Annotated in this window: 21 protein-coding genes and 1 tRNA gene; 10 read left to right on the top strand and 12 right to left on the bottom strand. The window is 62.5% G+C overall.

Features of this window, described 5'->3' with window-relative positions:
• From EOW65_RS07860 to EOW65_RS07875, 4 genes are all read left to right on the top strand, one after another.
• On the top strand, positions 1 to 1,881 hold the full coding sequence (locus tag EOW65_RS07860; RefSeq protein ID WP_128148416.1) for a glycosyltransferase family 2 protein: 1,881 nt from the start codon (positions 1 to 3) through the stop codon (positions 1,879 to 1,881).
• Positions 1,882 to 2,337: 456 nt separating this feature from the next.
• Entirely contained in the window at positions 2,338 to 3,216 is an 879-nt protein-coding gene (locus tag EOW65_RS07865) for a hypothetical protein (protein ID WP_128148417.1), read from the top strand.
• Positions 3,217 to 3,506: 290 nt separating this feature from the next.
• Positions 3,507 to 4,934: a hypothetical protein gene (locus EOW65_RS07870; protein WP_128148418.1), complete on the top strand. Its 1,428-nt coding sequence runs from the start codon at positions 3,507 to 3,509 to the stop codon at positions 4,932 to 4,934.
• Positions 4,931 to 5,677, top strand: coding sequence for a hypothetical protein (locus tag EOW65_RS07875; protein WP_128148419.1), 747 nt, complete (start codon positions 4,931 to 4,933; stop codon positions 5,675 to 5,677). The genes EOW65_RS07870 and EOW65_RS07875 overlap by 4 nt, the downstream gene beginning before the upstream one ends.
• Positions 5,678 to 5,712: 35 nt before the next feature.
• Here the strand turns inward: EOW65_RS07875 and EOW65_RS07880 are convergent, their stop codons facing one another.
• The 3 genes from EOW65_RS07880 to EOW65_RS07890 form a co-directional block, all read right to left on the bottom strand.
• Complete coding sequence (locus EOW65_RS07880) at positions 5,713 to 6,555, bottom strand: hypothetical protein (protein WP_128148420.1); 843 nt, start codon at positions 6,553 to 6,555, stop codon at positions 5,713 to 5,715.
• A gap of 62 nt (positions 6,556 to 6,617) precedes the next feature.
• Complete coding sequence (locus tag EOW65_RS07885; protein ID WP_128148421.1) at positions 6,618 to 7,241, bottom strand: hypothetical protein; 624 nt, start codon at positions 7,239 to 7,241, stop codon at positions 6,618 to 6,620.
• Positions 7,242 to 7,278: 37 nt separating this feature from the next.
• Positions 7,279 to 7,881 (bottom strand): hypothetical protein, encoded by a 603-nt coding sequence (locus tag EOW65_RS07890; protein ID WP_128148422.1) that lies wholly within the window; start codon positions 7,879 to 7,881, stop codon positions 7,279 to 7,281.
• 90 nt (positions 7,882 to 7,971) lie between these two features.
• On the opposite strand from EOW65_RS07890, the gene EOW65_RS20115 reads away from it, so the two are divergent.
• Together EOW65_RS20115 and EOW65_RS07900 are read left to right on the top strand one after the other, a co-directional pair.
• The gene (locus EOW65_RS20115; RefSeq protein ID WP_276319598.1) at positions 7,972 to 8,223 is read left to right on the top strand and encodes a helix-turn-helix domain-containing protein; all 252 of its coding nucleotides are present in this window, start codon (positions 7,972 to 7,974) and stop codon (positions 8,221 to 8,223) included.
• 79 nt (positions 8,224 to 8,302) lie between these two features.
• A complete protein-coding gene (locus EOW65_RS07900; RefSeq protein WP_128148424.1) occupies positions 8,303 to 8,860 on the top strand; it encodes a metallophosphoesterase in 558 nt (185 codons plus the stop codon).
• A gap of 392 nt (positions 8,861 to 9,252) precedes the next feature.
• Here EOW65_RS07900 and EOW65_RS07905 read toward each other — a convergent pair whose 3' ends face one another.
• The 6 genes from EOW65_RS07905 to EOW65_RS19945 form a co-directional block, all read right to left on the bottom strand.
• On the bottom strand, positions 9,253 to 11,754 hold the full coding sequence (locus EOW65_RS07905) for a toll/interleukin-1 receptor domain-containing protein (RefSeq protein ID WP_164880031.1): 2,502 nt from the start codon (positions 11,752 to 11,754) through the stop codon (positions 9,253 to 9,255).
• A gap of 324 nt (positions 11,755 to 12,078) precedes the next feature.
• Positions 12,079 to 13,455 (bottom strand): type II restriction endonuclease, encoded by a 1,377-nt coding sequence (locus EOW65_RS07910; protein ID WP_128148426.1) that lies wholly within the window; start codon positions 13,453 to 13,455, stop codon positions 12,079 to 12,081.
• Between the two features lie 4 nt (positions 13,456 to 13,459).
• Complete coding sequence (locus tag EOW65_RS07915; RefSeq protein WP_128148427.1) at positions 13,460 to 13,930, bottom strand: very short patch repair endonuclease; 471 nt, start codon at positions 13,928 to 13,930, stop codon at positions 13,460 to 13,462.
• Positions 13,923 to 15,149: a DNA (cytosine-5-)-methyltransferase gene (dcm, locus tag EOW65_RS07920; RefSeq protein WP_128148428.1), complete on the bottom strand. Its 1,227-nt coding sequence runs from the start codon at positions 15,147 to 15,149 to the stop codon at positions 13,923 to 13,925. The genes EOW65_RS07915 and dcm overlap by 8 nt, the downstream gene beginning before the upstream one ends.
• A 211-nt stretch (positions 15,150 to 15,360) precedes the next feature.
• A complete protein-coding gene (locus tag EOW65_RS19940) occupies positions 15,361 to 15,930 on the bottom strand; it encodes a helix-turn-helix domain-containing protein (protein ID WP_164880032.1) in 570 nt (189 codons plus the stop codon).
• A gap of 164 nt (positions 15,931 to 16,094) precedes the next feature.
• Positions 16,095 to 16,361, bottom strand: a complete 267-nt coding sequence (locus EOW65_RS19945) for a hypothetical protein (protein WP_164880033.1) — start codon at positions 16,359 to 16,361, stop codon at positions 16,095 to 16,097.
• Between the two features lie 130 nt (positions 16,362 to 16,491).
• Between EOW65_RS19945 and EOW65_RS07930 the strand changes: the two genes are divergently transcribed.
• The gene (locus EOW65_RS07930) at positions 16,492 to 17,496 is read left to right on the top strand and encodes a tyrosine-type recombinase/integrase (RefSeq protein ID WP_240664577.1); all 1,005 of its coding nucleotides are present in this window, start codon (positions 16,492 to 16,494) and stop codon (positions 17,494 to 17,496) included.
• Between the two features lie 78 nt (positions 17,497 to 17,574).
• On the opposite strand, the gene EOW65_RS07935 is transcribed toward EOW65_RS07930, so the two are convergent.
• Positions 17,575 to 17,648, bottom strand: a tRNA-Cys gene (locus EOW65_RS07935).
• A 150-nt stretch (positions 17,649 to 17,798) separates the two neighbouring features.
• On the opposite strand from EOW65_RS07935, the gene EOW65_RS07940 reads away from it, so the two are divergent.
• The 3 genes from EOW65_RS07940 (at position 17,799) to EOW65_RS07950 (ending at position 21,230) form a co-directional block, all read left to right on the top strand.
• Complete coding sequence (locus EOW65_RS07940; protein WP_128148430.1) at positions 17,799 to 18,449, top strand: protein-L-isoaspartate O-methyltransferase family protein; 651 nt, start codon at positions 17,799 to 17,801, stop codon at positions 18,447 to 18,449.
• A gap of 120 nt (positions 18,450 to 18,569) precedes the next feature.
• The gene (locus EOW65_RS07945) at positions 18,570 to 19,973 is read left to right on the top strand and encodes a TolC family outer membrane protein (protein WP_128148431.1); all 1,404 of its coding nucleotides are present in this window, start codon (positions 18,570 to 18,572) and stop codon (positions 19,971 to 19,973) included.
• Between the two features lie 129 nt (positions 19,974 to 20,102).
• Entirely contained in the window at positions 20,103 to 21,230 is a 1,128-nt protein-coding gene (locus EOW65_RS07950) for a hypothetical protein (RefSeq protein WP_128148432.1), read from the top strand.
• 86 nt (positions 21,231 to 21,316) lie between these two features.
• On the opposite strand, the gene EOW65_RS07955 is transcribed toward EOW65_RS07950, so the two are convergent.
• Together EOW65_RS07955 and ygfZ are read right to left on the bottom strand one after the other, a co-directional pair.
• On the bottom strand, positions 21,317 to 21,637 hold the full coding sequence (locus EOW65_RS07955; protein ID WP_113900578.1) for a DUF6280 family protein: 321 nt from the start codon (positions 21,635 to 21,637) through the stop codon (positions 21,317 to 21,319).
• A 341-nt stretch (positions 21,638 to 21,978) separates the two neighbouring features.
• Positions 21,979 to 22,722, bottom strand: coding sequence for a CAF17-like 4Fe-4S cluster assembly/insertion protein YgfZ (gene ygfZ, locus EOW65_RS07960; protein ID WP_128148433.1), 744 nt, complete (start codon positions 22,720 to 22,722; stop codon positions 21,979 to 21,981).
• Position 22,723: the final 1 nt, after the last annotated feature.

The raw sequence follows: 22,723 nt of genomic DNA on the forward strand, positions 1-22,723 counted from the left end.
ATGACGGATCAAGGCGCTCAGCAGGGCACCGTTCTGCAAGGCCTGATCTGGCCCGAGGCCGGGCTTTGCACGGAACGCGATCTCTACATGCGGCTGTCCGACCAGGCCGCGATGTCGCTGCGCGACCACGAGATCTACTTCCTGAAGGGGGGGCGGGTCTCCTTCGACACCTATTACAACCTCTTCAACGTCGGGAAGTGGTCGAAGAACTGCAACCTCAGGACCCTGTCGCTTGCGCTTGAGGGCGAGGGCACCTTCGAGCTGATTGTCTTTCTCGTTCAGCCCGGGCGCTCCTGGGGGCGTCTGGCAAACGAGGTGGTGACGCTGACGCCCGGCCGGCCGCTGTCGGTGCGGCTCGACACGCCGCATGGGTTCGACAGCCGCGGCGTCGCCTTCTTCGAACTGCGGGCCCTCGATGACGCCGGCGGCCGGCTGCGCGCTGCATCCTGGCAGACCGCGGATGCCCCCGCCCGCACCCCCGAGCTGATGCTCTCGATCACCACCTTCCGGCGCGAGGCCGCCGTGGCCCGCACCGTGGCCCGCTTCGAGGCGTTCCTGAGCCGTTCGGCGCTGGCCAATCACCTCCATCTCACCGTGGTGGACAATGGTCAGAGCGCGGCGATTCCCGTCTCGGATCACGTCACGCTGGTGCCGAATGAAAACCTTGGCGGCTCGGGCGGCTTTGCCCGCGGGCTGCTGGAGGCCCAGAACCGCGGCGCCAGCCATTGCCTGTTCATGGACGACGATGCGGCCGTCCACATGGAGGCGATCGAACGGACCTGGATGTTCCTCGCCTATGCGACCGATCCGAAGACTGCGGTCGCGGGGGCCGTCTCGAATGCCCAGCACCGCTGGCAGCTGTGGGAGAACGGCGCGCTCTTCGACAAGGTCTGCCAGCCGCAGCATATGGGGCTCGATCTGCGCGACTTCGGCCAGGTCCTGCAGCTCGAGTTCGACAGCACCGCGACGCAACCGCACAACTTCTATGGCGGTTGGTGGTACTTCGCCTTCCCGGTCGCGGAAGTGACCCATATGCCCTTCCCCTTCTTCGTGCGCGGCGACGATGTCAGTTTCAGCCTCGTGCATGATTTCAACATCGTGACGCTGCCCGGGGTGATTTCCTATCAGGACGAGGATTTCTCGGTGAAGGAGAGCCCCCTCACCGTCTATCTCGACCTGCGCAGCCACATGGCGCATCATCTCGCACTGAGCTCGATGGAGATCGGGCGCAAGGGGCTGGCAAGGATCATGCTGCGCTTCTATCTGCGCAGCCTGCTGTCGTGCCATTACGAGACCCTCGAAGCAGTGGCGCTGGCGCTCGAGGACGTGCAGGCGGGCCCGGGCTATTTCGCGGGCAATGCCGACGTGGCCGCCCGGCGCAAGCAGATCGGGGCGCTGACCGTTGCCGAACGCTGGAAGCCCGAAGAGAGCGAAGCGGCACAGCGTGGCCGGGGCCGGGGCCGAGGCTGGTTGTCGCCGCACCGGCGGCTGTCGCGCGCCTTCATGAAGATCACCCTGAACGGCCACCTGCTGCCCGGTTTCCGGCTGATCGGGAACCGGATCGTGCTGCCCGCCGCGGCGCGCGGCCAGATCCGTCCGATCTGGGGCGCGATGGACATCGCCTATGTCTCCATCGACGGCAAGCGCAGCTACACGGTCCGGCATTCGAAGCGCCGTGCCGTTCAGGTCAGCTTGCCGATCCTGCGCAGTATGTGGCGGATCTGGCGGGGCTACGACGGGTTGCGGCAGACGTGGCGGTCCGGCTACGAGACCCTGACCGCCCGCCAGTTCTGGCTGGCCCGTCTCGGCGCCGAGACCGGCCAGGGGGCACTGGTCGAGGCCTCGGTGTCGGCTCCTGCCACGGGCGAGAGCGCGGCCTGATTGCCGCGCGGCGACTCGGGCGGGCCGTGTGGCCTGCCTGTGTGGCGCCAGGAGGCCGGATGGGGCCCGGCGCGGACTGCCTGCGTGAGACCTGAACGGCACCCCTGCCGCGGCCGTGGCGCCGTCGGCGCAGCCCGCAGCGACGCCCTCATCGGGCATCTTCATCGAAGTCGCTGGAAAGATTTGGAGGCGGGTACCGGAATCGAACCGGTCTTCACGGATTTGCAATCCGGATCAACCCCTTGAAAATATTGGCACTAAGTGTAAACGCCCCCGGTTTGTTCATGGGCGTAAATCAATGGGTTACAGGTCGTTTGTAAACCGTTTCGGCGGCCTGTCAGGTGAAAATGAAAACGTCGAGGGGGCTGGTACCCGCCTCGACGCAATTCAAAGTCTTGGTAAGCGTCGACGCTACATTCTTCCGCCGTGCCTCGCAAGTTTTGTGGAGGCTGCGCGATGAGCTACCACGTCGAGTCCATTTGTGATCGCCGCAGATTTGGCAGCGCAACGCGCAAGCAGATCGTGATGTATCTGGCCAACAAGGCCAGCGATGACGGCACCGGGATCTGGTGTTCGAAGCACACCATCGCGCGGCATACCGAGCTGAGCCTCGCAACGGTCAAGCGTGTTATCCGCGACTTCCTGGCTGAGGGCATTTTGCTTGCCACCGGGCTGCGCGACACCTCGCGCCACGGGCAGACCGTTGTCTATCGCATCGTGCTGGAGGCGGTTGAAGAGCTGGAGCTTTTGCAGTGGAGCACAGGTTCATCGACAACCGGGGTCACACTGAACCCGGTTCCTCCGGTGCCCGCAACCGGGGTCACGGTGAGCCCGCAACCGGGGTCAGGGCGACCCCCAAACAATCCTAAGAACCATCCTGAGAATCCCCCTTCCGCGCGCACGTCTGCACGCGAGGCGGCGGATGCTGATCTTGAACCACTTTGGGAGGCCTACCCGGCAGATCGGCGAAGGGATCGCAAAGCGTGCGGGCAGATTCTCGCGGGGGCTCAGGCCGAGGCCAGTTCCGAAGAACTGACTGAGGCGGCCCGGACCTATGCCGCAGAGACCGCCGATTACACCCGGACGAAGGTGATGTTTCTCGACAACTGGCTGCGCACGGGGAAGTGGCGGCGGTACGTCGAAGAAGCCCGCGGGCGGGCACGCGAGAAGGAATCCCGGGCAAGAACCGATGAGGAGACGATGATCCGCAGCGCCGCGCGGTGGATCCTGGAGCGCAGTGCGATGTGCCGGCATGTGCCCCGAAAATACGCGCTGAAGGCCGTCGAGCGCGGGCTCATCACTCTGCGGGATGCGCAAGCGGCGGGGGTGTTGTGATGGTCGACACCAGCGTTGTCTCCCCGGTCGCGCGCGTTCGGTCGTCGCTTCTGTCAGGTGTTGGTTTGCTTATCAGAACCCGGGTGGGCCTCTTCGCAAACCCCGACCGGAGCGCCGGTCACAAGGCTGGCGAAGGTCGGGTTTTGCAGCCGCCATTGGCGGCTTCGATCCGGGACGGATCGGCGGCGGAGCCGCTGGCTGGGTCGAGGGGCGCAGCGCCTTCGCCGACATGTTGCTTGCAACATAATAGTCGGTCCATATTGCGTTTCTCCGGCAACGGGGGCTGAGCCATGGCCGGACCCCAGTTTTTCCACCTGCAGACCTATTCCCGAAAGCCCAACAAGACAGGCCAGTCGGTCGAACAGGTTCTGGCAGAGGCACGCCGCGATCCGATGTTCTCGACGCACGTTTCCGAGCCGCGCCCCTTCCGGGTGATCGCCGGCGTGTCGCCTCACGAGGTGCAGCGCCTGCATGACGAGATGGTGGCCGCGGGCAGTGTCGCGGTCACGCTGAAGGATGGCCGGGTGGCGCGCCGGAGTATCCGGACTGACCGTCACACCCTGCTGACGGCGGTGGCCTCGCATCCGCATCTGACCGCGCAGATCATGGAACGCCCCGAAGCGCGGCGAGACTATGACGCCTGGGTGGAGCGGAACCTGACGTTTCTGCGCGGCCTCTTTGGCGAGCGTCTGGTGAGCGTGATCGAACATGTCGACGAGGAGCACCCGCATCTTCACGCCTACGTCTTGCCGCTGGATGATCCCGCCTGTTCTGCCCGGGATCTGAACCCGTGCTGGCTGGCCAAGAGCGAGGCCGAAGCCGGCGCGCGGGCCGAAGGACATGACGACAAGACGGCGGTGAAGCATGGCAATCATGCCTATCGCGAACGGGCGCGTGCGCTTCAAGACCAGTATCACCGCGAAGTGGGGCTGCCGTCCGGTCTGACCCGCACCGGCCCGAAACGGGAGCGGCTGTCGCGGCAGCAATGGCGCGCCCGGAAGGACGAGGCCAGCCGCAACGCCCGCACTCTGAGGCAGATGGAGGAGATGGTCAGCGACCTCGCCGATCAGGAGGATGAGCTGAGTGCCTCGGCGGAGAGAATGGCACGCGATCTTGAGGCGAGGCTTCATCAGGCGGAGGTGCTCCATGCCGAGGCAGAAGCCGAACGACATGCGGCGGCGCAGGACCGGGCCGCGGCGGCGGCAGGCAGAAAAGAAGTCGCCGCCCTCCGGTTGGCGGCGGAGGAGGAGGTCCGCAAGATCAGGAGCGCGGCAGAACAGAAGGCGACGGATCTGATTTCCGCCGCCGAAGAGATCAGGGCCGCCGCCGGAAGGGAGGCCGAAGCGGGCGCTCGCAAGATCCAAGACGACAGGCGGGCGTTCGAGGCCGAAAAGGCGATGATCGCACGTCGCGTCGCGCAGGAAGCGGCGGCTGTCGCGGTGCTGGTCCTCGTTGGAGTGCTGACCGGCAAGGTCGGCCGTCCGGCGCAGGGCTCCGGGTGGGAGATCCGCGACAGGGCGCTGCGCGAACGGGTCGAGGCCCTGCAGATCGGCTCGTCGCTGCGAGAAGCGGTGACGGTCGTCACCTCGCTCTGGGACCGGCTGAAAGCGCGTCTGTCTGCCCCGGAGCTGGCCCGGGAGCAGGAAAATGCGGCCGAGCGGGTGCGGGAGCACGATCTTCCGGCCCCGGCCTTTCGGAACAGGGAGATCGGGCGATGACCATTGATCTGGACGCGCGGATCGCGGAATTGCGGCAACGGCGTCGGGCTGAAGAAGACGATGCCGCGGGCGAGCAGGATCGCCTGAAGCAAGGCCTCGCGGAGCATGCCGACGGCATCGGGCGGAAACTCGACGCCGAAGGAAAGCAGATCCGGCTGATGATGCTCTCGGTTTCGGGGCATGTCGCTGCGGAGCAGGCAAGGCTGGAGGCTTTGCGGACCGGCAACGAGGAGCTGAGAACCCGGCTGGACGCCAACGGGATCTTGCTCCGGCGACAGGTGAAATGGACGTGGGCTGCGCTCGGTGGGATCTGTCTCGTCGCCGCAGGCATCCTTCTGTTGGCGGTATGGGGCGCTGGCCGCCTGGTGAGTGAGGCGCGGCAGGAAGCGGATGCGATCCGGACTGCGAATGCAGAGGAACTGGCGGCGGCCCGGGAAGACGGCGCGCGCGCCCTCGCGGCCCTTGAGGAACAGCTTGCGGCGCAGCGGGTGAGTGTCGAACAAAGCCTTGGCGCCGCCGGGGCGGAACTCGCGGGGCTGGAGGCTGAGCGGGCCTCCGTCAAGGCGGAGCTTGAACAGTTCGTCACCCTGCGCGACCGCATCGGCATCCGGCTTGTCGAGAGCCACACCCGCCCGGTCATCGTTGTCCCGGAAGGATACGAGCTGAGGGGCTGGCGGGCGGCCGGGCTGTCCGATCTCGCCCGCTACAACGGCCGGATGTACCGGGTGATGGCGCGGAAATGACGGGGCGCGGCCATGGGGCTGACCGCGCCACCCCGTTACAGATCCATGTTCGAGGCCTTGGCCGTCCCGGTCAGGGCCTCGTTGATCTGGCGATCCGTTTCCTCGCGGGCCTTGCGCGCCCGTGCGAAATCGGTGAGCGAGAACCGGATCTTCGATTGCCCGGCCTTCGAGTCGTAAACGACCTGATAGCTGGCCGAACATCCCGGTGCGATGGGCTTGTCGCTGTTCAGCTTTTTGTAATCCACCTGCATCGTGCCGAAGCCCGAGGACACGCAGGGGACGTATTCTGTCGTCGAGGTCCCGGATCTGGTCGTCTCCTCCATCTCCAGCGGGGCCGCCTGATCCAGCGCGGTCAGCTTCGCGCCCGCCTCGTCCCAGCCGTAAAGGATCGTCATCTTCCCGCCGTGATCGACCTCCACGAGCGAGGGCTCGCCATATTCCCCGGTGAGCTGCGCGAGCAGCTCTTCCGGCTTCGGCAGATCGGCGTTGCTGCCCTGGATCATGCGGCCGACCGAGATGACCCTGCCGCCAAGCGCGCCCAGATCCACCGTGCCGCTGACCTCCTCATAGCCGGCCCCGGACATGCGCGTGCTGAGGCCCACGCCGGCCGTGCCGAACTTTGCCACGGTCGACAGATCGAAGGTCTTGCCTTTGGGCGAGGAGGCACGCAGGTCGACCTTCCCGGTCGACAGCTCCATGCCGCGTTTCGCCATCGCTGCGCGGGCCTCGTCCAGCGTCATACCCGGAACGATCCCGATCACGGCGAGCTTGCCGGAGGCCGGCGGTGCGGAATAGTCCACCTCTTTCAGCGTGTCGGCGGACACCAGACCGGGAAACAGGACGGCGCAGACCGAGGCGGCAAGGCATTTCTTCAACATAATGGACTCCTGACGATACGATGGGGTGCAATCCGCGGCATCGGTGGCTGAAACGCGCCCCGTCATTTCACGAAGCATCCGCGCCCCCCTTCAAAGGACAGCAGGCTCGACACGCCGCCGACCTTCGCATCATCGGTGACGCGCGTGGGTCTGGGCGGTGCTTCACCATCAAGTTCGGCGGACAGGATATTCGCGAAGAAGAAGTTCTTCTTCGCACCGCCCGGCATCGTGCCGCCCATTTCCCATTCGCCGGCGATGGCTTCGAGCTGCCGACTGCCCTCCTCGAAGATCAGGGCATCGGTGTCGGAGAAATTGATCTTCGCGTCCCACATGGCATTGTTCTTGAGATCGCCGTCTCCGTTCGGCTTGTGATGCGTGATCAGAAGATTATCCCGGCCCCACCTGGAGCAGACCTTGAACCCCGCTGCCTTGAAATCGGCACGCGCCTGATCATCCAAGAACATGTCGCCATAGACGCCGACCGCCACCCGCGACTTGATCGGCGCGAGGATCTTGATCGCCTCGTCGATCTTCTCGCGCGAGACCGCGCCGTAGATCAGCCAGACAGCTTTTCCGTTGGACGCCATCGCCCGGTCCAGATCCTGCCGGATCGGAGCCAGATCGAGCCCTTCGGCATAGGCGGGCGACGCGAGGGCCAGCAGAAGCCCGACCACAATTTTCTTCATTATCAATTCCTCAAACCAAAATCGTCGCAGTCGGGACCTATCCGTCGATCAGCCCCGACTTCGCACCGCCGGTGTTCGCGGGCAGACCGAGCTGGAACCGTTCCGCGTGGCTCAGCACGCGCCCGCTGCCATCCGCATAGACACCCGAGTTGCGATAGCTGGCTTCCGCCTCGGCCTTCCGACCGGCCATCGACAGGCGATGCGGCCTCGCCGCTTCCTCCGCCATTCGGGCCGCGTAGTTCGCATCCCGGCGCGCCTGATCTTCGGCCATGGCAGCACTGACAGCGGCGCGCGACAGCTCTCTGGTCGCATCGCTCCACTGCTCGGCACGGAGAATGACCAGCCGCTCGACCAGCGCCTCCCGGCGGGATGCCGGATCGGAAGGAAATCTCTCGTCCACATAAGCCCGGTAGATTGCAGGGCCTTCCCGCAGCGACTCCTGATTGAGAACCCAATAATCCTCGCGCCACAGGTGCGCGGGCATCGGGACAGCAGCCACGATCTCTTCCAGCATGGCCTTCGGCAGAGCCTTCGCCCACGCCTTCGCTTCACGCTTCGCGGCAGCCTGCTCCGCCCGGGTCCGGAACCAAAGTCCCACGCCGGCCAACAGATCGTTTGCAGCAGAGATGGCGTCTTTCATTGCGGACCTCCAATCGTCACCCCCATTTTGGGGTTAAACCCATAATGGGGTCAATAGCTGAACCTGTCGAAATCAAAGGCAGGCGGACTATTGGCGGGCAGCGTTCATTCAGATGCGTATCGCAGTCTTCTGAAGGCGCTGATTGCCCTTCGGACGGAGCGCGCCATGTCGCAGGCCGATCTGGCCGCTAAGCTGCACAAGCCGCCGTCCTTTGTTGGAAAATATGAGCTGGGCGAGCGCCGGCTTGACGTGATCGAGCTGATGGTGATCCTGCGCGAGCTTGATGCAGATTTCGAGAGCTTCTGGACCCACGCCGCGATCACGCTGCCGGATCGGCTGTAACGGCAGCTCTTGCGGGCTATTGACCCGGCCCCCGCTGGTGCGGCACAACCGCGGCCCCGCCTGCAACGGATCTTTCACGATGACGCATTGGTACACTGCCGACCCGCATTTCGGGCACGAGAACATCATCCGGAACGCGCATCGCCCGTTCCGGGACACGAGCCATATGGACTCGGTGCTGATCGAGCGGCTTTGGGAGAAGGTCGGTCCCGAGGATGACCTGTGGATCGTCGGAGATTTCGCCTTCGGCCCGCAGGCCAAGGATGAAAGCTGGCTGCTGACGATCTTCGGACAGCTTCCCGGAGCACGCCGGCATCTGATCGTCGGCAACCACGACGGCGCCCTGACGCAGGCGCTGCCCTGGGACAGCGTAGCGCTTCTGGCCGAGGTGGAGGATCCGTCGGCGGAGCGACCGGTGACGCTCTGCCACTACCCGATGATGACCTGGAACCACGCCCGCAAGGGCGTGCTGCATCTGTTCGGCCATGTGCATGGCAACTGGAAGGGAAGCGCGAACGCGGTCAATGTCGGGGTAGACGTCTGGGATTACTACCCCGTCACGTTGCAGGACGCCGCCCGGCGGGCAAAGGCATTGCCGGCGAACCGCCACTGGAAGGATGTCGAGCCGAGGGCGTGAAGACACGCTGGTCTGGCTCGGCCGGCGACATGGGCAATGAAAAGGGAATAGCAACATTCCGCAATTTGCTTCCGTTCGCACGTCCCGCCGGGCAACCCAGCTAGCGCCCGGCCCAATGCCGACATTCAGGTGTCCTGCGGCGGAAGTCCGGTCCCAGCCCAAAGCGGGCGGAGGTGCCGGGCGCAGCATGGCATGTCTCGCTGGATCGGAGGGCGGGTCGCTGCGGGAACTAGATTGACGGTGTGGCCGAGCGACAACGCCATCGCTCAGCCCATCAGCAGGCAACCCGGACAGATACCCTGTAAACCGACCCAACCCTCACCTCATCTATCCGGCACCTACTTTCGATAAATGTTCAGGCGTAAGTAAACCGAAAGCACAAAAGGATGAGCTTACTTCCGGAAATATGCTTCGGCCGTGTCTATCTTCCTCCTAGCTTCGGAAATTTCACCATCCGTGAACAAGTTAGCCTTCGTGAATATGGCGCGCGCCTTCCCAAAATCATGGGTTTCCGTGAAGAACTCCGCCTGCGTCTCAAGATACATGCGATAGTTCTGCCGCGATTCGTCGCTTCGACCTTGAGTGGTTCGCTCACGCATCCAATTCAGCTCTGTTTGAGCAGGCCCAAATCTTCTTGCGGCAATAAGTATCTGCGCACTTATCCGATGTGCCTCAAACACATTAGGAGTCATGTTAAGTGCCGACCGTATAGTATTCGTTGCGCCAGAAATATCTCCAGTGACGAGCTCAAGTTCGGCGCGCCTCGTGAGAAAGAAGGATCGGCCGTCTTCAGCCGACAGCACCTCCAACTTCCCCAGAATATCCTGAAGCTCCCAATTCTCTTGAGCGTTTTTCCCAAGTTTCCTAATCAGTGCGGCCGCGAGGACATCGTAGATGAATGAGTTCGTGGATCCAGCGGCGAGGACTTCTCTCGCAAATGATTCGGCATCCTCAAGCAACCCGCGTGCAAGACAGATTGACGCAAGCTCGCGAGCGGGAGATGCGCTGCCTGGCGATAGCCGGTAGGCCTCACGGAAGAAATTCTCGGCGATTGGCAAATTCCCTTTCAACCTTTCACGAAAGCCCTTCAAGAAGTTGATGTTGCTCTGCGCAAATGCGTCACCTCCATAACCTTCCAATAACTCGATGCCGCGCGTAAATTCATCATCATCAAATCGCCTGGACGCTGCTAGGCACAGATACCGACATGCCGTAACGCGACCTTTGAAGGAAAGACGTTCAGACCTATTTAGGGCTTCTTTGGCTAGCCTTATAGCTTCCGTATAATCGCCCTGATCGTATTTCTCCTTCATCAACCAAACGAAATGAGATGGGAGAATAAGAGCGGATACGTAGGACTGCGCCTCAATGCCGGAGTCGATCGAAGAGATGATCGCGGTATCAAGAAGCTGAATCGGTGCAGTTCCATCCCCGAAGCGAACATTTAGGCCGTCTGCAATTGCACTCACTGCTCGACGCACCTCCGACGTCGAAGCCGCAGCCCGAGGATCTTTTTCGGCCGCAATTCTCAAGGGGGGGGCAATTTTGTATACAGACCCGGCTGTTTCCAAAACATGAAGGTCGATCAGCCGCTCGAGAGCCTTAGCTACTTGTTCAGGGGCCAAGTCGCATCCGGCGACCAGCGTCTCAAAGTCTAGACTCGGAACCATTGTTAGGACTGCAACTACCTTTCTCTCATCATCGTTTAGCTCAATCTGATGAAGATATTCCGTTCCCTGCCGATGTTTCCAAATATAAAACTCATCCGCTTCCGCCAAGAACACGTCGAGCGTGCGGGCCTGGATTTCCTCAACTATCCGGTAGTGATTGTATGGGTGACCCTCGCTCATCTCCGTCAGTTGATCAACCTGAGCGGGATTTGCCGAAATGCCCGCTGCCGATATAACTTTTGACATTAACCGGCGCGATGTTTTATGGTCGAATGATGTTAGATTGGCATAGGCAACATCATTTCGTCGAAATCGCATTGGCATCATTCTGCGCGCCACAACGGCAAGTGGCGGGTGCGGGCGGTTGGCTATCTCTTTGATAACCGACTCCGCATCCGGGGTGAAATCGCCAGAGTCCTCTAATAGCCCGCCCTCATCCTCCATAATTAAGGCTTCTCCTTGCGAGATAAACGAACTAATTAGATCTGCTACTGTTTTGGCTTTTTTCTCGGGCGCCTGCATCGAGAAGTCAAGGTCATACGCCTGAAGATTTTTTACAGAAATATTTGGATGGGCTGCGAACAAAACCAATCTAAATAATTCTTCAATACCCACATCGGATGGAATAGAAACTTTGGGAAAAACCTGGTTCACTTCAGGAAACTGGTCGGAGTAAAACTTTCGCACAAGAGTGCGGCGTCCAGACCCATAGATTCCAGATACATATAGCGCCTTGGATGGCGGCCGATTTGGGTCAGCTGTTTGCGCCTCCAGTGCTTCAATTTCCCTCTCTCTCCCAATGAATGGATGCGCGCCCATTTGCTTTTCAGAACCAACTGAAATCATGGTTCCTTGAATCAATCTGGCGGCGCTTTCTGGCGATATTTGTTTGCGAACAATATTAAATAGCTTAAGCACAGACGATGCACGCTGGAAGGATGTCTCATCGAGGCATATTGGCAAAATGCGTTGAATCGTTCCCCTTGCGGCGAGCTCTATCGCCAATCCCGTCTCGAAGTCTACATAATGTGAGTCAATCGCCGGGCCGCTAAGAAAAATACAAAATATATCTGCACGATTTAGAGCCTTGATGATTGCTGCTGAGTTCAAGATTCCCGCGTCGAACGTCTCGGAATCAAGCTCGTAGGTTCCAGGCTTCAGTTCATGTGCAACTGCCTCAACGAAGCCTTTGTCTACAGAGGAATGGGAAAGAAACACACGCATCATTTTACCTTTCGTGGACAGCCGGTATCGTCTGATGGGCGGCCTGAAATAGCAAGCATGGGATTATCTGGGCACGCCTGTGCTGCTGAGAAAGACCAACAAGGCAGGGTGCTCGGCACCTCACTCATGATGATCCACCTGCGTCGCCATCTCCGGATCGTTGGCCAGATTGACGCGGCGGTGGGAAGCGCGGTGCCCGGAAAGCATGTCCGCGTCCTGCGCACAGCCGACGTTCGTGTCGCGCGCGGCGAACGGCTGCTCCCCGCCCTTAGTGACTGCGACGAGAGGTGTGACGTCGGCTGCATTTCGCCCCCACCCGCCCCATCAGGCGACACCGCGCCAGGCCTCCAGGTTCGGCTGCACGATCTCATCGCAGAACCGCCGGAAGGTCAGGACGTTTTGATGTCCTGCATATTCGGTCTCTCTGGCGTCCATCAGACTTTCGGGGATCACCAGCTGCACGCCAATCCCTTCCATGTCCTGGATTGCATTGCCGGCGATATTTTCATCCACCGTCGTCAGGTAGAGCCTGCGGTTACCTTTCTCTCGCTCGACCTGTTTCCAGCGCTCGCGCAGTGTCGTTTTGGCGCTCAGGATAAGCCCCGTCGCGGCGAGGGCATCCGCCCTGCTGACGAAGGCTAAAGACGGCAGAATGAAGTCGGGGCGTTTCTTTGCTTCGATCACCACCTGCTTTTCAAACGGGATCTGCCCACCGCGCAGCATGGCCTCGATGTGGTGCTCATAAGAGTAGCCGGCCCGTGACTTTCGTTGCTGGCTCGCAGACAGCATCAGCGCGTCGATCCGGGGCAGCTCGTTGACAAGCTGCCGGATCATCTCTGCGACGGTCATCCCCCGGGGGGCATCGCCCAGAACGATCCGCACCAGGTCGACCGCGCGCTCGCGCCGCTGAAAGGTCCGGAACATTTCCCATTCGATGCTGCGGCTGATCTCGCGCAGGGCATCTCCGGGGCGTTCGATGGCAAAGGGGTCGAGAACTTCCAGTCCATGGATCTCAAGGTACCGTGCAAGCGCCCGGCGGGCGAGGTCCTCGGTCCCGGGCATGGCGGAGGTCCGGGCAAAATCTGCAATCGTCCCGGCCTGCCATGCCGCAATCAGCTCGGAAGCAAAGTCCAGAACGCGGTCCTGTTCCTGTGCCCGGATAGCCGCGGGCTCGAACTCTCCGATCAGAAAATCCGGTGGGATGTCGAGTTGTGCAAGGAGCAGCTCGGCTTCATCGCTCGCGGAATCCACGGTCAGGCATTCGTAAACGGTGCCTTGCTCCTTTCCGTATCGCCCCATGACAAGGAAGGATGCCGGTGAAAGCTGTCCGAAGCACTCCTTCGGCAGCCGGGTCATATGCGTCTCAGGGCCCTTGCTCGTGTAATGCACGATCCGGGCTTTCCTGTTCTGCCTGCCATCCAGAGCCTGAGGCCAGACAGTATCGAACAGGGCCTCCCGGATCGGCCTGGCGGCCGGATCCTCGCGTTCCTTTTCCTCCAGGGCCGGGAAAAAGCCGCCGTCTCGATGGTCCGCCGGAATGTAGATCCCGGCCTGGTGCTTGTTGGCATACCGCGCCCAGTCCCGGTCATTGTTCGAGAGTTTCTTGACAAGGACACGTTCTGCCCGGCCGAGCAGGTCCGTCAGAAGTCCGGCCTGTCCGGAACCCTCGCCGTCGAAATCAAAAATGCCTTGCTCGTTCAAAGTATTAACTGCCTGCTTCTGTTTTCAGGCCTGCAAGTGTCAGCCTCTGACCGTCAGAACACAGCCAATCGGACAGCGAGTCAATCACGGCGTCCGCCGGCAGTTTTCCGCGGCCCTTCAGAGCGCATTCCCAGATCGTGGCGATGCGCCAGCCGCCAGCGAGGAGCATGGCGTCATTCCGGGCGTCCCGCTCCATGTTGCCGGTGATCTTGACGCGCCAGAATTCCTGCCGCGTTGCGGGCCAGCGGAACAAAGGGCAGCCGTGGCCGTGCCAGAAGCAGCCGTTCACGAAGATCACGGCATGATGTTTCGGAAGCACGAGGTCGGGCGTCCCCGGCAGCCTGCGGTCGTGAAGCCGATAGCGAAACCCCCGGGCATGCAGTCCGCGCCGGATCTGCATCTCTGGCCCGGTGTCGACGCCCCGGATGGCCGACATGTTGCGGCTCCGGGTCTTGTCGTCGTGAACGTCAGCCAACTTTCCTCAGCCGTTCTGCGCCGATCAGAGACAGGATATGCGGTGCCATGACCCGCGCGACTTCGGCAAAAACCGGCACCGCGACCGAGTTGCCGAACTGCTTATAGGCCTGGGTGTCCGAGACCGGGATGCGGAAATCGTCCGGATAGCCCATCAGCCGCGCGCACTCGCGCGGGGTCAGCCGGCGCGGGTTCTGGCCCTCGCCGCGGCTGACCAGAATCTCCGAGCCATCCTTGTAATAGCGCGCGGACAGCGTGCGCGAGATGCTGTCGCCATCCACCATCCCGAAGCCAAAGCCGTTTCCCTTGGCCTTATGTTTTTCGGCATAGGCCTGCAGATAGGCCCAGAGCTTGTCGGTCAGAGTGTATTTGTCACTCACCACGGCATCCGGCCCGACGGTGTAGTGGCTTTCCGGGCGCTCCGTTCCGTTTTCGGGGTGCAGGATGTGGCGCAGACGCCTGTTGCCATAGGCCGGCAGCTTTACATCGTCGAAGCTGAACCCGGTGGCTTCCCGGAAGCCAACCATGACGATCCGCTCGCGGTGCTGCGGGACAAAATGCCCGGCATCGATGATCCGGGTCTCAAGGGTATAGCCGAGCTCTTCGGTCAGCTTGCGCCGGATCACGTCGAATGTCCGGCCTTTGTCATGGCTTTTCAGGTTCTTGACGTTCTCAAGCATGAAGGCCGCAGGGCGGTGGTGCATCAGGATGCGCAGCACGTCGAAGAACAGCGTGCCCTGGGTCTCGTCATCAAAGCCATGAGCCCGGCCGAGCGCATTTTTCTTCGAGACGCCGGCAATCGAAAACGGCTGACAGGGGAAACCTGCGACCAGAACATCGTGCGGGGGGATCTCTGCCGCATCAATCGCCCGGATATCCCCGACAGGCGGATGGTTGTCGGGGAAGTTGGCCATGTAGGTCTGCTGGGCGTATTTGTTCCACTCCGACGTGAAGATGCACCGGCCGCCAGCGCTTTCCATCGCGCGCCGCAGGCCACCGATCCCCGCAAACAGGTCGATGAAGGTAAAGGTCTTTCCGGCATCCGCGGCGTTGCGTTTGCGCTCGATCTCCATGTTCAGCAGGCGGATGACGCCTTCGCGGGGGATTTCCTCGCCGCGCTTCCAGCGATAGATGTGCCCCTCAGAGTAACCAAGGGCGCGCGCGGCTTCGGGGACAGAGTATCCGGCCTGGGCCAGAAGTGTCGAGAAATCAGCCTGCATGTGCCCGCGTCCATCTGGGAATTTTTCTGACATAATGTCGCGATGAAGTGTCAGCTGCAAGAACAAACATCGAATTAACGGCGCTTGAAATTGGCCGGACTGGCGCATGCCGTCGTCGGCAACCGGCTCTGGAGCCCGCAATCGCTCGCTGATTTGCGTTGGCGGGGAGCGCCCTTCGGAGAAGGCACGCTCGACGCATTAAAGGCCGGGATCAGTCTTCACTTTCGTCAGGTTTGAACAGGGCATCATAGCAAAGCATGAGGCTGGCGCCGTCCACATCAGTCTCTCCCTCGGAGCGGCCCATGTAGAGCGTGACCAGCGCGTCGGCTTCCTCTGTCGTCAGATCCGGATAGGCTTCGGCGACGTGTCGCGCCACCTTCAGGGTGAGCCGGCTGAAGGCGGTTTTCCAGTCCTGCGAAGGTCCGTAAGGTGCTCCGGTGAACAGCTTGTGCAGGTCTATGCCGAAGCTCACGTATAGCGAGGAGAGGAAATCAGAAGTTGGGGGGCGCTCTCCGGTCTCGTACATCTGGAGGCTCCGCAGTGCGACGCCAAGGCGATCTGCCATTTCTGACTGACGCAGCCCAAGCCTGAGGCGAAGAGACTTCAGGTTTTCGGAGAGGCGCAGCTCATCCTGCCGCTCGGTTTTTCCGATATCCATCGAATCTTCGGCGAGTGTTTCCGCAAAGTGCTGATCTGCCAGTTCAGCCCATTGCTCGTCGGAGAGCTTGTCCTGACCGGGCAGCTTGCGTGGTTTTTTGAACCTAAATTGCTGTTCCGGCATGATTTTTCTCCAATCGCCTCTTATGCGCAGCATTATGCGTATTTTGTGTTGATGCTGCAAGCGATGTTTGCGCAAATACTGTACGCACGATCCTGCACATCTGTCTGATTCGAGGTTCGTCTGTTTCGAAAAATTCATATCCGGAGGTGCGTTTTCGGCGCGCCTCACTCTCTGCGACCATCTCGGGCATGGTTTTGTTTCCGCCCCTGAAAGAGCATCTGGAAGGCCTTTGGCAAATGGGAACTCAGCATCATAACTTCGCTGACATGATTGGATTGGTCGCGGTTGCTGATCTCGCACAGCTGTGGGGCTACTCCGGGCCCAATGATGCCTTCCGGACATTTTGCATGCGCATCGGCGTGCAGCATGTGCCGGGTCGCCCTGGCTGGTTTGATCCGCGCCATGTCCGGCATCGCCTTGATCTGGCCCATGGGATCATCTCTGAGGCACAGGTGAAGGATGAGAAGCCGCAGTCACTGGTTGAGAGAAGGAGGATGCGCCTTGGTACGAAGTAGGCTCCCGAAAGGAGTCCATGCAGTTCGCCGCCCCAAGATTGACGGTGTGACATTTCATTTCTACGCATGGCGTGGCGGGCCAAAGTTCTGGACCGATGTCCAGCACTACCCGACCACTCCCGCGTTCTTCGCTGCATATTCCGATGCGATAGAGAAGCCAAAGCCATCGGCCTATATGACGCCGCAGATGGTGGATGAATTCCTGAGCAGCGCTCATATGCCCCGTGGGGAGCGAACCCGGCAGGATTACCGAAAATGGGCACTGCGTTTCGCCGAAGCCTTTGAGGACGATCCGGTGGAGATGTTCGAGGAGCCCGAGTCCAGGGGCGAGGTGAACGAGTGGCGTAAACGATGGGCGCACTCGCCGCGCCAATATGACTATGCCGGGACCGTAGTTGCGCGGATTCTGAACTGGTTGTGGGAAGAAAAACGTGCGATCCGACAACACCATTGCGCCGGTTTTACCAAAATCTACAAGGTTGATCGCTCGGATATCGTCTGGACAAAAACGCAAAGGTCCACGCTTTGCAAGAAGGCTCCGAAGTGGGTTTGCCGTATCCTCACGACAGCTTGTGAAACCGGCCTGCGTCCAGGTGACCTGATCCGTCTCACATGGTCGCACATCGAGGATACGCCTAAAGGGCGCCGGATCCGCGTTCGTACCAACAAGAGAGGCCGAATAGCAACAATTCCGGTGACACCCGAGATGGCTTCAGTTCTTGATTCAACGCCACGTGACCGGGATCTCATCCTTGTCAGCGCCGGCGGCCGTCCGCTCACCGAGCACCGCGCATCGGAAGGGGTTCGGCAGTGGCGTGACAAGGCCGGTTTGACACCTGCCGCACTTGGATTCGATCTGCGCCTCCAGGATGCGCGTGGAACCGCGGCGACACGCCTGCTTAACGCGGGGCTCACGCTCGCTCAGATCGCGTCTTACATGGGCTGGAGCGTGAAGCATGCAGCAGCTGTTATTGAGCACTATGCTCGCGTGTCACCTGATGAAACAGATGCTGTTCTGGTGAAGCTGGCAGAAGCCACGCAGGGCGCCTGAATGAATGCTATTGTAAACGCGACTGTAAACGTGTCAGTCAACGAGCAAAACGGAGGTCGCTAAGTGATTGAAAAGATTTGGAGGCGGGTACCGGAATCGAACCGGTCTTCACGGATTTGCAATCCGCTGCGTAACCTCTCCGCCAACCCGCCAGCCTCAAGGTTGCCCCCACCTAAACAATCGCGCGCGCTCGCGCAAGTGGTCTTGCACAATCGCCTGCGCGGTGCCGCGGCATCTGTTGCCCCGCCTGTTTTTCTGTGGCACAACCGATCTCAGGCACACCAGACCGAAGAGTTCAAAAGATGCAAGATTTCGCCACGCGACGCACGATGATGGTGGATACTCAGGTCCGCCCAAATGACGTGACGAAATTCCCGATCATCGAGGCGATGCTCGCCGTGCCGCGCGAGGACTTCGTGCCCCCTGCGCGCCGCGAGGCCGCCTATATCGGGGAGAATGTTCCGCTGGCACCGGGTCGCGTCCTGCTCGAGCCGCGCAGCTTTGCCAAGATGCTCGACGCCCTCGACGTCCAGCCCTCCGATCTCGTCCTCGATGTCGGCTGCGGCCTCGGCTATTCGAGCGCGGTGATCGCGCGCATGGCCGAAGCCGTGGTGGCGCTTGAAGAGGGCGACATGGCGACGCTTGCCGAGGCCGCGCTCGCCCGCGTCGGCGCCGACAATGCCGCCGTCGTTGCCGCCCCGCTCGCGGCCGGCTCCGACAAGCACGGCCCCTATGATGTGATCCTTCTCGAAGGTGGGGTTGAGACCGTGCCTGCCGCGATTCTCGGCCAGCTGAAAGAAGGTGGCCGCATCGCCGCGATCTTCATGCAAGGCGCGCTCGGTGTGGCGCGGCTTGGCCGCAAAATCGACGGCGAGATCGCCTGGCGGGACATCTTCAATGCGGCCGCGCCGGTGATCCCGGGCTTCGTCGCGGAAAAAGAGTTCGTGCTCTGAGCCCGGCTTCGCGGTATTCAGGGCTCATATAGACGGATTGGAATATCTGGGCCGTGCTGCGGCCCGGAGCCCGGAGCGCCAAAAGAAGCGACCGGCACGCCCCCAAATGAGGACCCAGGCATGACGCGCAAGATCCTGAAACCGCTTCTTTTCGCCACCGTGGCGGGCCTCGGGCTGATGACGTCCACGCTTGCCGTCTCGGCCGAGACGCTCGCTGATGCGCTGGTCTCGGCCTATCGCAACTCGCACCTGCTCGAACAGAACCGCGCCACGCTGCGCGCCGCTGACGAGGATGTGGCGCAGGCGGTGTCGGCGCTGCGCCCGGTGCTGCAGTGGACCGCCGATTACGGCTATTCGGCGACCGACACGACGATTGCCACCTATCGGGCGCAGGGCAAGAGCTACGACCGGCTCACCGCCTATACCTCGCTTGTCGCGCAGATGACTCTTTATGATTTCGGCCGCACCCGGCTGGCCATCGACATGAAGAAGGAAGCCGTTCTGGCAACGCGCGAGGCGCTGCGCTCGGTCGAGCAGAGCGTGCTGCTGAGCGCGATCAGTGCCTATACCAGCGTCAAAAGCACCGCCGAGCAGGTCTCGATCAACGAGAACTCGGTGCATGTCTATGGTGAGGACCTGAAGGCCGCGCGGGACCGTTTCGAGGTCGGCGAGGTGACGAAGACCGACGTGTCGCAGGCCGAGGCGGCGGAGGCCGCGGCGCGGGCAGCGCTGGCGGCGGCGCGCGGCAACTATCAGATCGCGCGCGAGGCCTACAAGGCGTCGATCGGCCATTACCCCGACAAGCTGTCGCCGCTGCCGAAGGCGCCGACGCTGCCGAAGTCGCTTGATACCGCGCGTGAGACCGCGCTGCGCAATCACCCCTCGATCAAGCAGGCACAGCACACCGTCAGCATGTCGGAGCTGGGCGTTTCGGCCGCGGCGGCTGAGCGGCTGCCGACGATCGACGGTTCGGCCGGCTTCACAAAATACGAAGGCGGCAACAAGGCGACGAATGTCGGCGTCGGCCTGACGCAGACGCTCTATGCCGGCGGCAAACTGTCCTCGGCGCATCGCCAGGCGATCGCGAGCCGCGACCAGGCGAAGGCGGCGCTGAGCGAGGCGGGGGTCGAGATTGCCGATTCGGTGGCCCAGGCCTGGGCGCAGATCGGCGTCTATCAGGCGCAGATCACTGCTTATGACGAGCAGATCTCGGCGGCGAAGATCGCCTATGAGGGCGTGAAGGAAGAGGCGACGCTGGGCGCGCGTACCACGCTTGACGTGCTCGACGCCGAGCAGACGCTGCTTGACGCCCGGGCCTCGCGGATCACCGCAGAGGCCGATCTGCAGGTTGGCTACTATCAGCTGCTTTCGGCGATGGGTCTGCTGACGGTCGAAGATCTGAAGCTCGGGATCCCGACCTATGATCCGGCAGCCTATTACAATGCGGTCGAGAACGCGCCGGTCACCAGCGTGCGGGGCAAGAGCCTTGACCGTGTGATGCAGGCGATCGGCAAGAAGCCCTGATCGACCCGGAAGACCCGACCGGGCCCGTGTCGGCCCGGCCATGACCTGCCCCGGCCTTTGCGGTCGGGGCTTTCTGTCCTTGTCCGGGGCTGGACAGCGGCCCCGCCCCGTCGCAGGATGGCCAGCGTGATGAATGAGCCCGGAACCCATATCGAGATTGAGGACGTCCTGACGTCGATCCGTCGCCTGGTGTCGCAGGATGCGGCCAGCGCGCGAGCCCCTGCCGTACCGCATCGTGCCGCGGCACCGGTGGCGGTGGCGCCGCCGGAGGCCGAAGCCGAGGATGCGGCGCAGGACGCGGCCTGCCTTGTGCTGACGCCCGCGCTGCGGGTCGAACCGGAGGCGGAGGCTGCCGGTGAGGAGGCCGCGCCGGTGGCCGAGGTTCCCGACGCAGACATCGTCGAGGAGCTGAGCCGGCTCGAGACGTCTATTGCGGAAATGGAAGCGGCAGTGGCCGGGCATGGGGCTGAATTCGGCGCACAGGCCGGAGGCGAGGTTTCCTTTGAAGCCGATCCCCTGCCTGAAACCACGCCGGAGCCCGAGCGCGACGTCGCGCCCGAGGCCGGGGACGGTGCCGAGCCTGCGGACCTGTCCGGAGTGGAGCCGCTGCCGGCCGAGCGGCGCGATGACGGCGAAGAGGCCGAGGCGCCCTTCGCCGAGGATGTCGCGCCCGAGGATCTCGAGGCGCTTCTCCTCGACATGGCGGATTTTTCCGAGGCCGAAGTCGGTGTCGGTGTCAGTATCGAGGTTTCGGATCCCGATGCGGAGGGCGTGGCCGTCGAGGAGGCCGAGCCTGCGTCGGATCAGGCCGTGGGGGCTGTTGCCGGGGCGGAGGATGTCGCCGAGGATGACGAGGGCGACCCGGACCTGCGCGACGAGGCCTGGACCGAGGATCAGGGCGCGATGGACTGGGCCGAGGCGGCGCTGAACCTCGCATCGGCCGCCTCCGGCCCGCGTCGCCTGCACCTCTCTGACGCCCTCGAGGAGGATCGCCGGCCGGAGATCCTGCGCTCGAGCTATCAGACGCTGCGCGACGAATACGCGCGCGACGAGGACCTGTCGGGCATCGAGGCGGCGCTGGATGACGAGCCGCTGATGGACGGCGGCCTGATCGATGAGGAGGCGCTGCGGATGCTGGTGGCGCAGCTGATCCGCGAAGAGCTGCGCGGCGTTCTGGGCGAGCGCATCACCCGCAATGTGCGCAAGCTGGTGCGGCGCGAGATCCAGCGCGCGCTGATGGGCGAGGATTACGAGTGATCTGCCGTAGCCGGCCGGTTCCCAGCCCCTGAAATGCAAACGGCGCGCCAGTGGCGCGCCGTTTGATCAGGAGGATCCGCCCGGTCTCAGGCGGCCTCGGCCTCTTCCGCCGCCATGCGACGTTCGCTTTCCTCGCGCGACAGTGCGACCGAGGTGCGCACGCCCTTCGCGACGAATTCCATCAGGCCCTTCACAACGCGCTCGTTCGGGTCGATCCCGGCGCAGGACAGCACTTCGCGACCATCGCGCGAGCGCGCCCAGCGGGCGATCTGTTCCGGGCCATTGCCGTATTTCTTGTCATCGGCGATCGCATCGTCGAGAGCAGCGAGAACGACGGCGGCGAACAGCTTGCGCGCCCTTTGTCCCTGCTCATAGTTGAATGCGGAGCCGTCAACGAAATCGCGCATTATTCCGTCCTTTGTTATTGCTCTTGCGTTTCCTGGCGTGGCGGCCATCTAGGGCGCATGAGGGGCGATTCGATATGGCCTGCGAGGAATGCCTGCCATGCACCATGCGCATATGACGCCCTGTCCAACCCTTGGGGCCGGCCCCTGTTCCATGGCCAGTCGCGCATATATAGGCCCGCTTTGCCACCGATCAAGGCATTTATTTCCGGATTTCAGGCAAACTGCGAAGAAACCGCGGCTTTTCCGCGCAGCGCAGTGCAGCACGGCATGGCGGCGCAGGGCGCCGGGTCATGATCGGGGGACATGTCTCACGACAACGTGAAAACAGCCGGCGCCGGGGGCTATCCGAGGCTCTCTTCGAGGTGCAGCCGCGCCTCGCCGGCGGTCATCCTCCCGTCGGTCCGGTCGAAGCGCAGATGCGCGATCGCCCGCCCGCCGGACTGGGTGAAAAGCGTGCCGGCAGGGCGTCCCTCGGCCTCGATCGGGGTCCCGACCGGCGCCGCGCCGTCGATCGCAAGCCGCACGAGCCCCTTGCGCAGCTCGGTCTTGTGCTTCATCCGCGCCGTGACTTCCTGGCCGACGTAACAGCCCTTGCGGAAGTCGACGCCGTGCAGCCGCTCGAACCCCGCCTCGAGGATATAGGTCTCGGGCGTCAGCTCGATCCCGGTTTCGGGGATCAGATGCGCGACCCGGATCGCGTCCCAGTCGCTGCCGTCGTCGCCCTCGGTCTCGCCGTAAAGCCGCCAGCCAAGCGCCGGGTCGCGCGGGTCGGCGACGGCGCCTTCGGGGGCGGGGCCGGTGCCGCGAAAGACCTTCAGCGCCGAGGGGGTGATCGCCACGTCGGCGCGCAGCTTGTACATTGCGAGCCGCTTCACCGTCGCCTCGGCGATGCGGGCGTCGATGTCGAGAAGGATGGTCTCGCCCCGCGGCACCAGCAGGAAGTCCGCCAGATACTTGCCCTGCGGCGTCAGCAGCGCGGTATAGACCGGGCCGTCCTTCAGCCGCCGCACGTCATTGCTGACGAGGCCCTGCAGGAAATGCTCGCGGTCCGCGCCGGTGATCTCGTAGATCCGTCTTTCAGCCATG

Source organism: Paenirhodobacter ferrireducens (assembly GCF_004022265.1).
Taxonomy (GTDB): domain Bacteria; phylum Pseudomonadota; class Alphaproteobacteria; order Rhodobacterales; family Rhodobacteraceae; genus Rhodobacter; species Rhodobacter ferrireducens.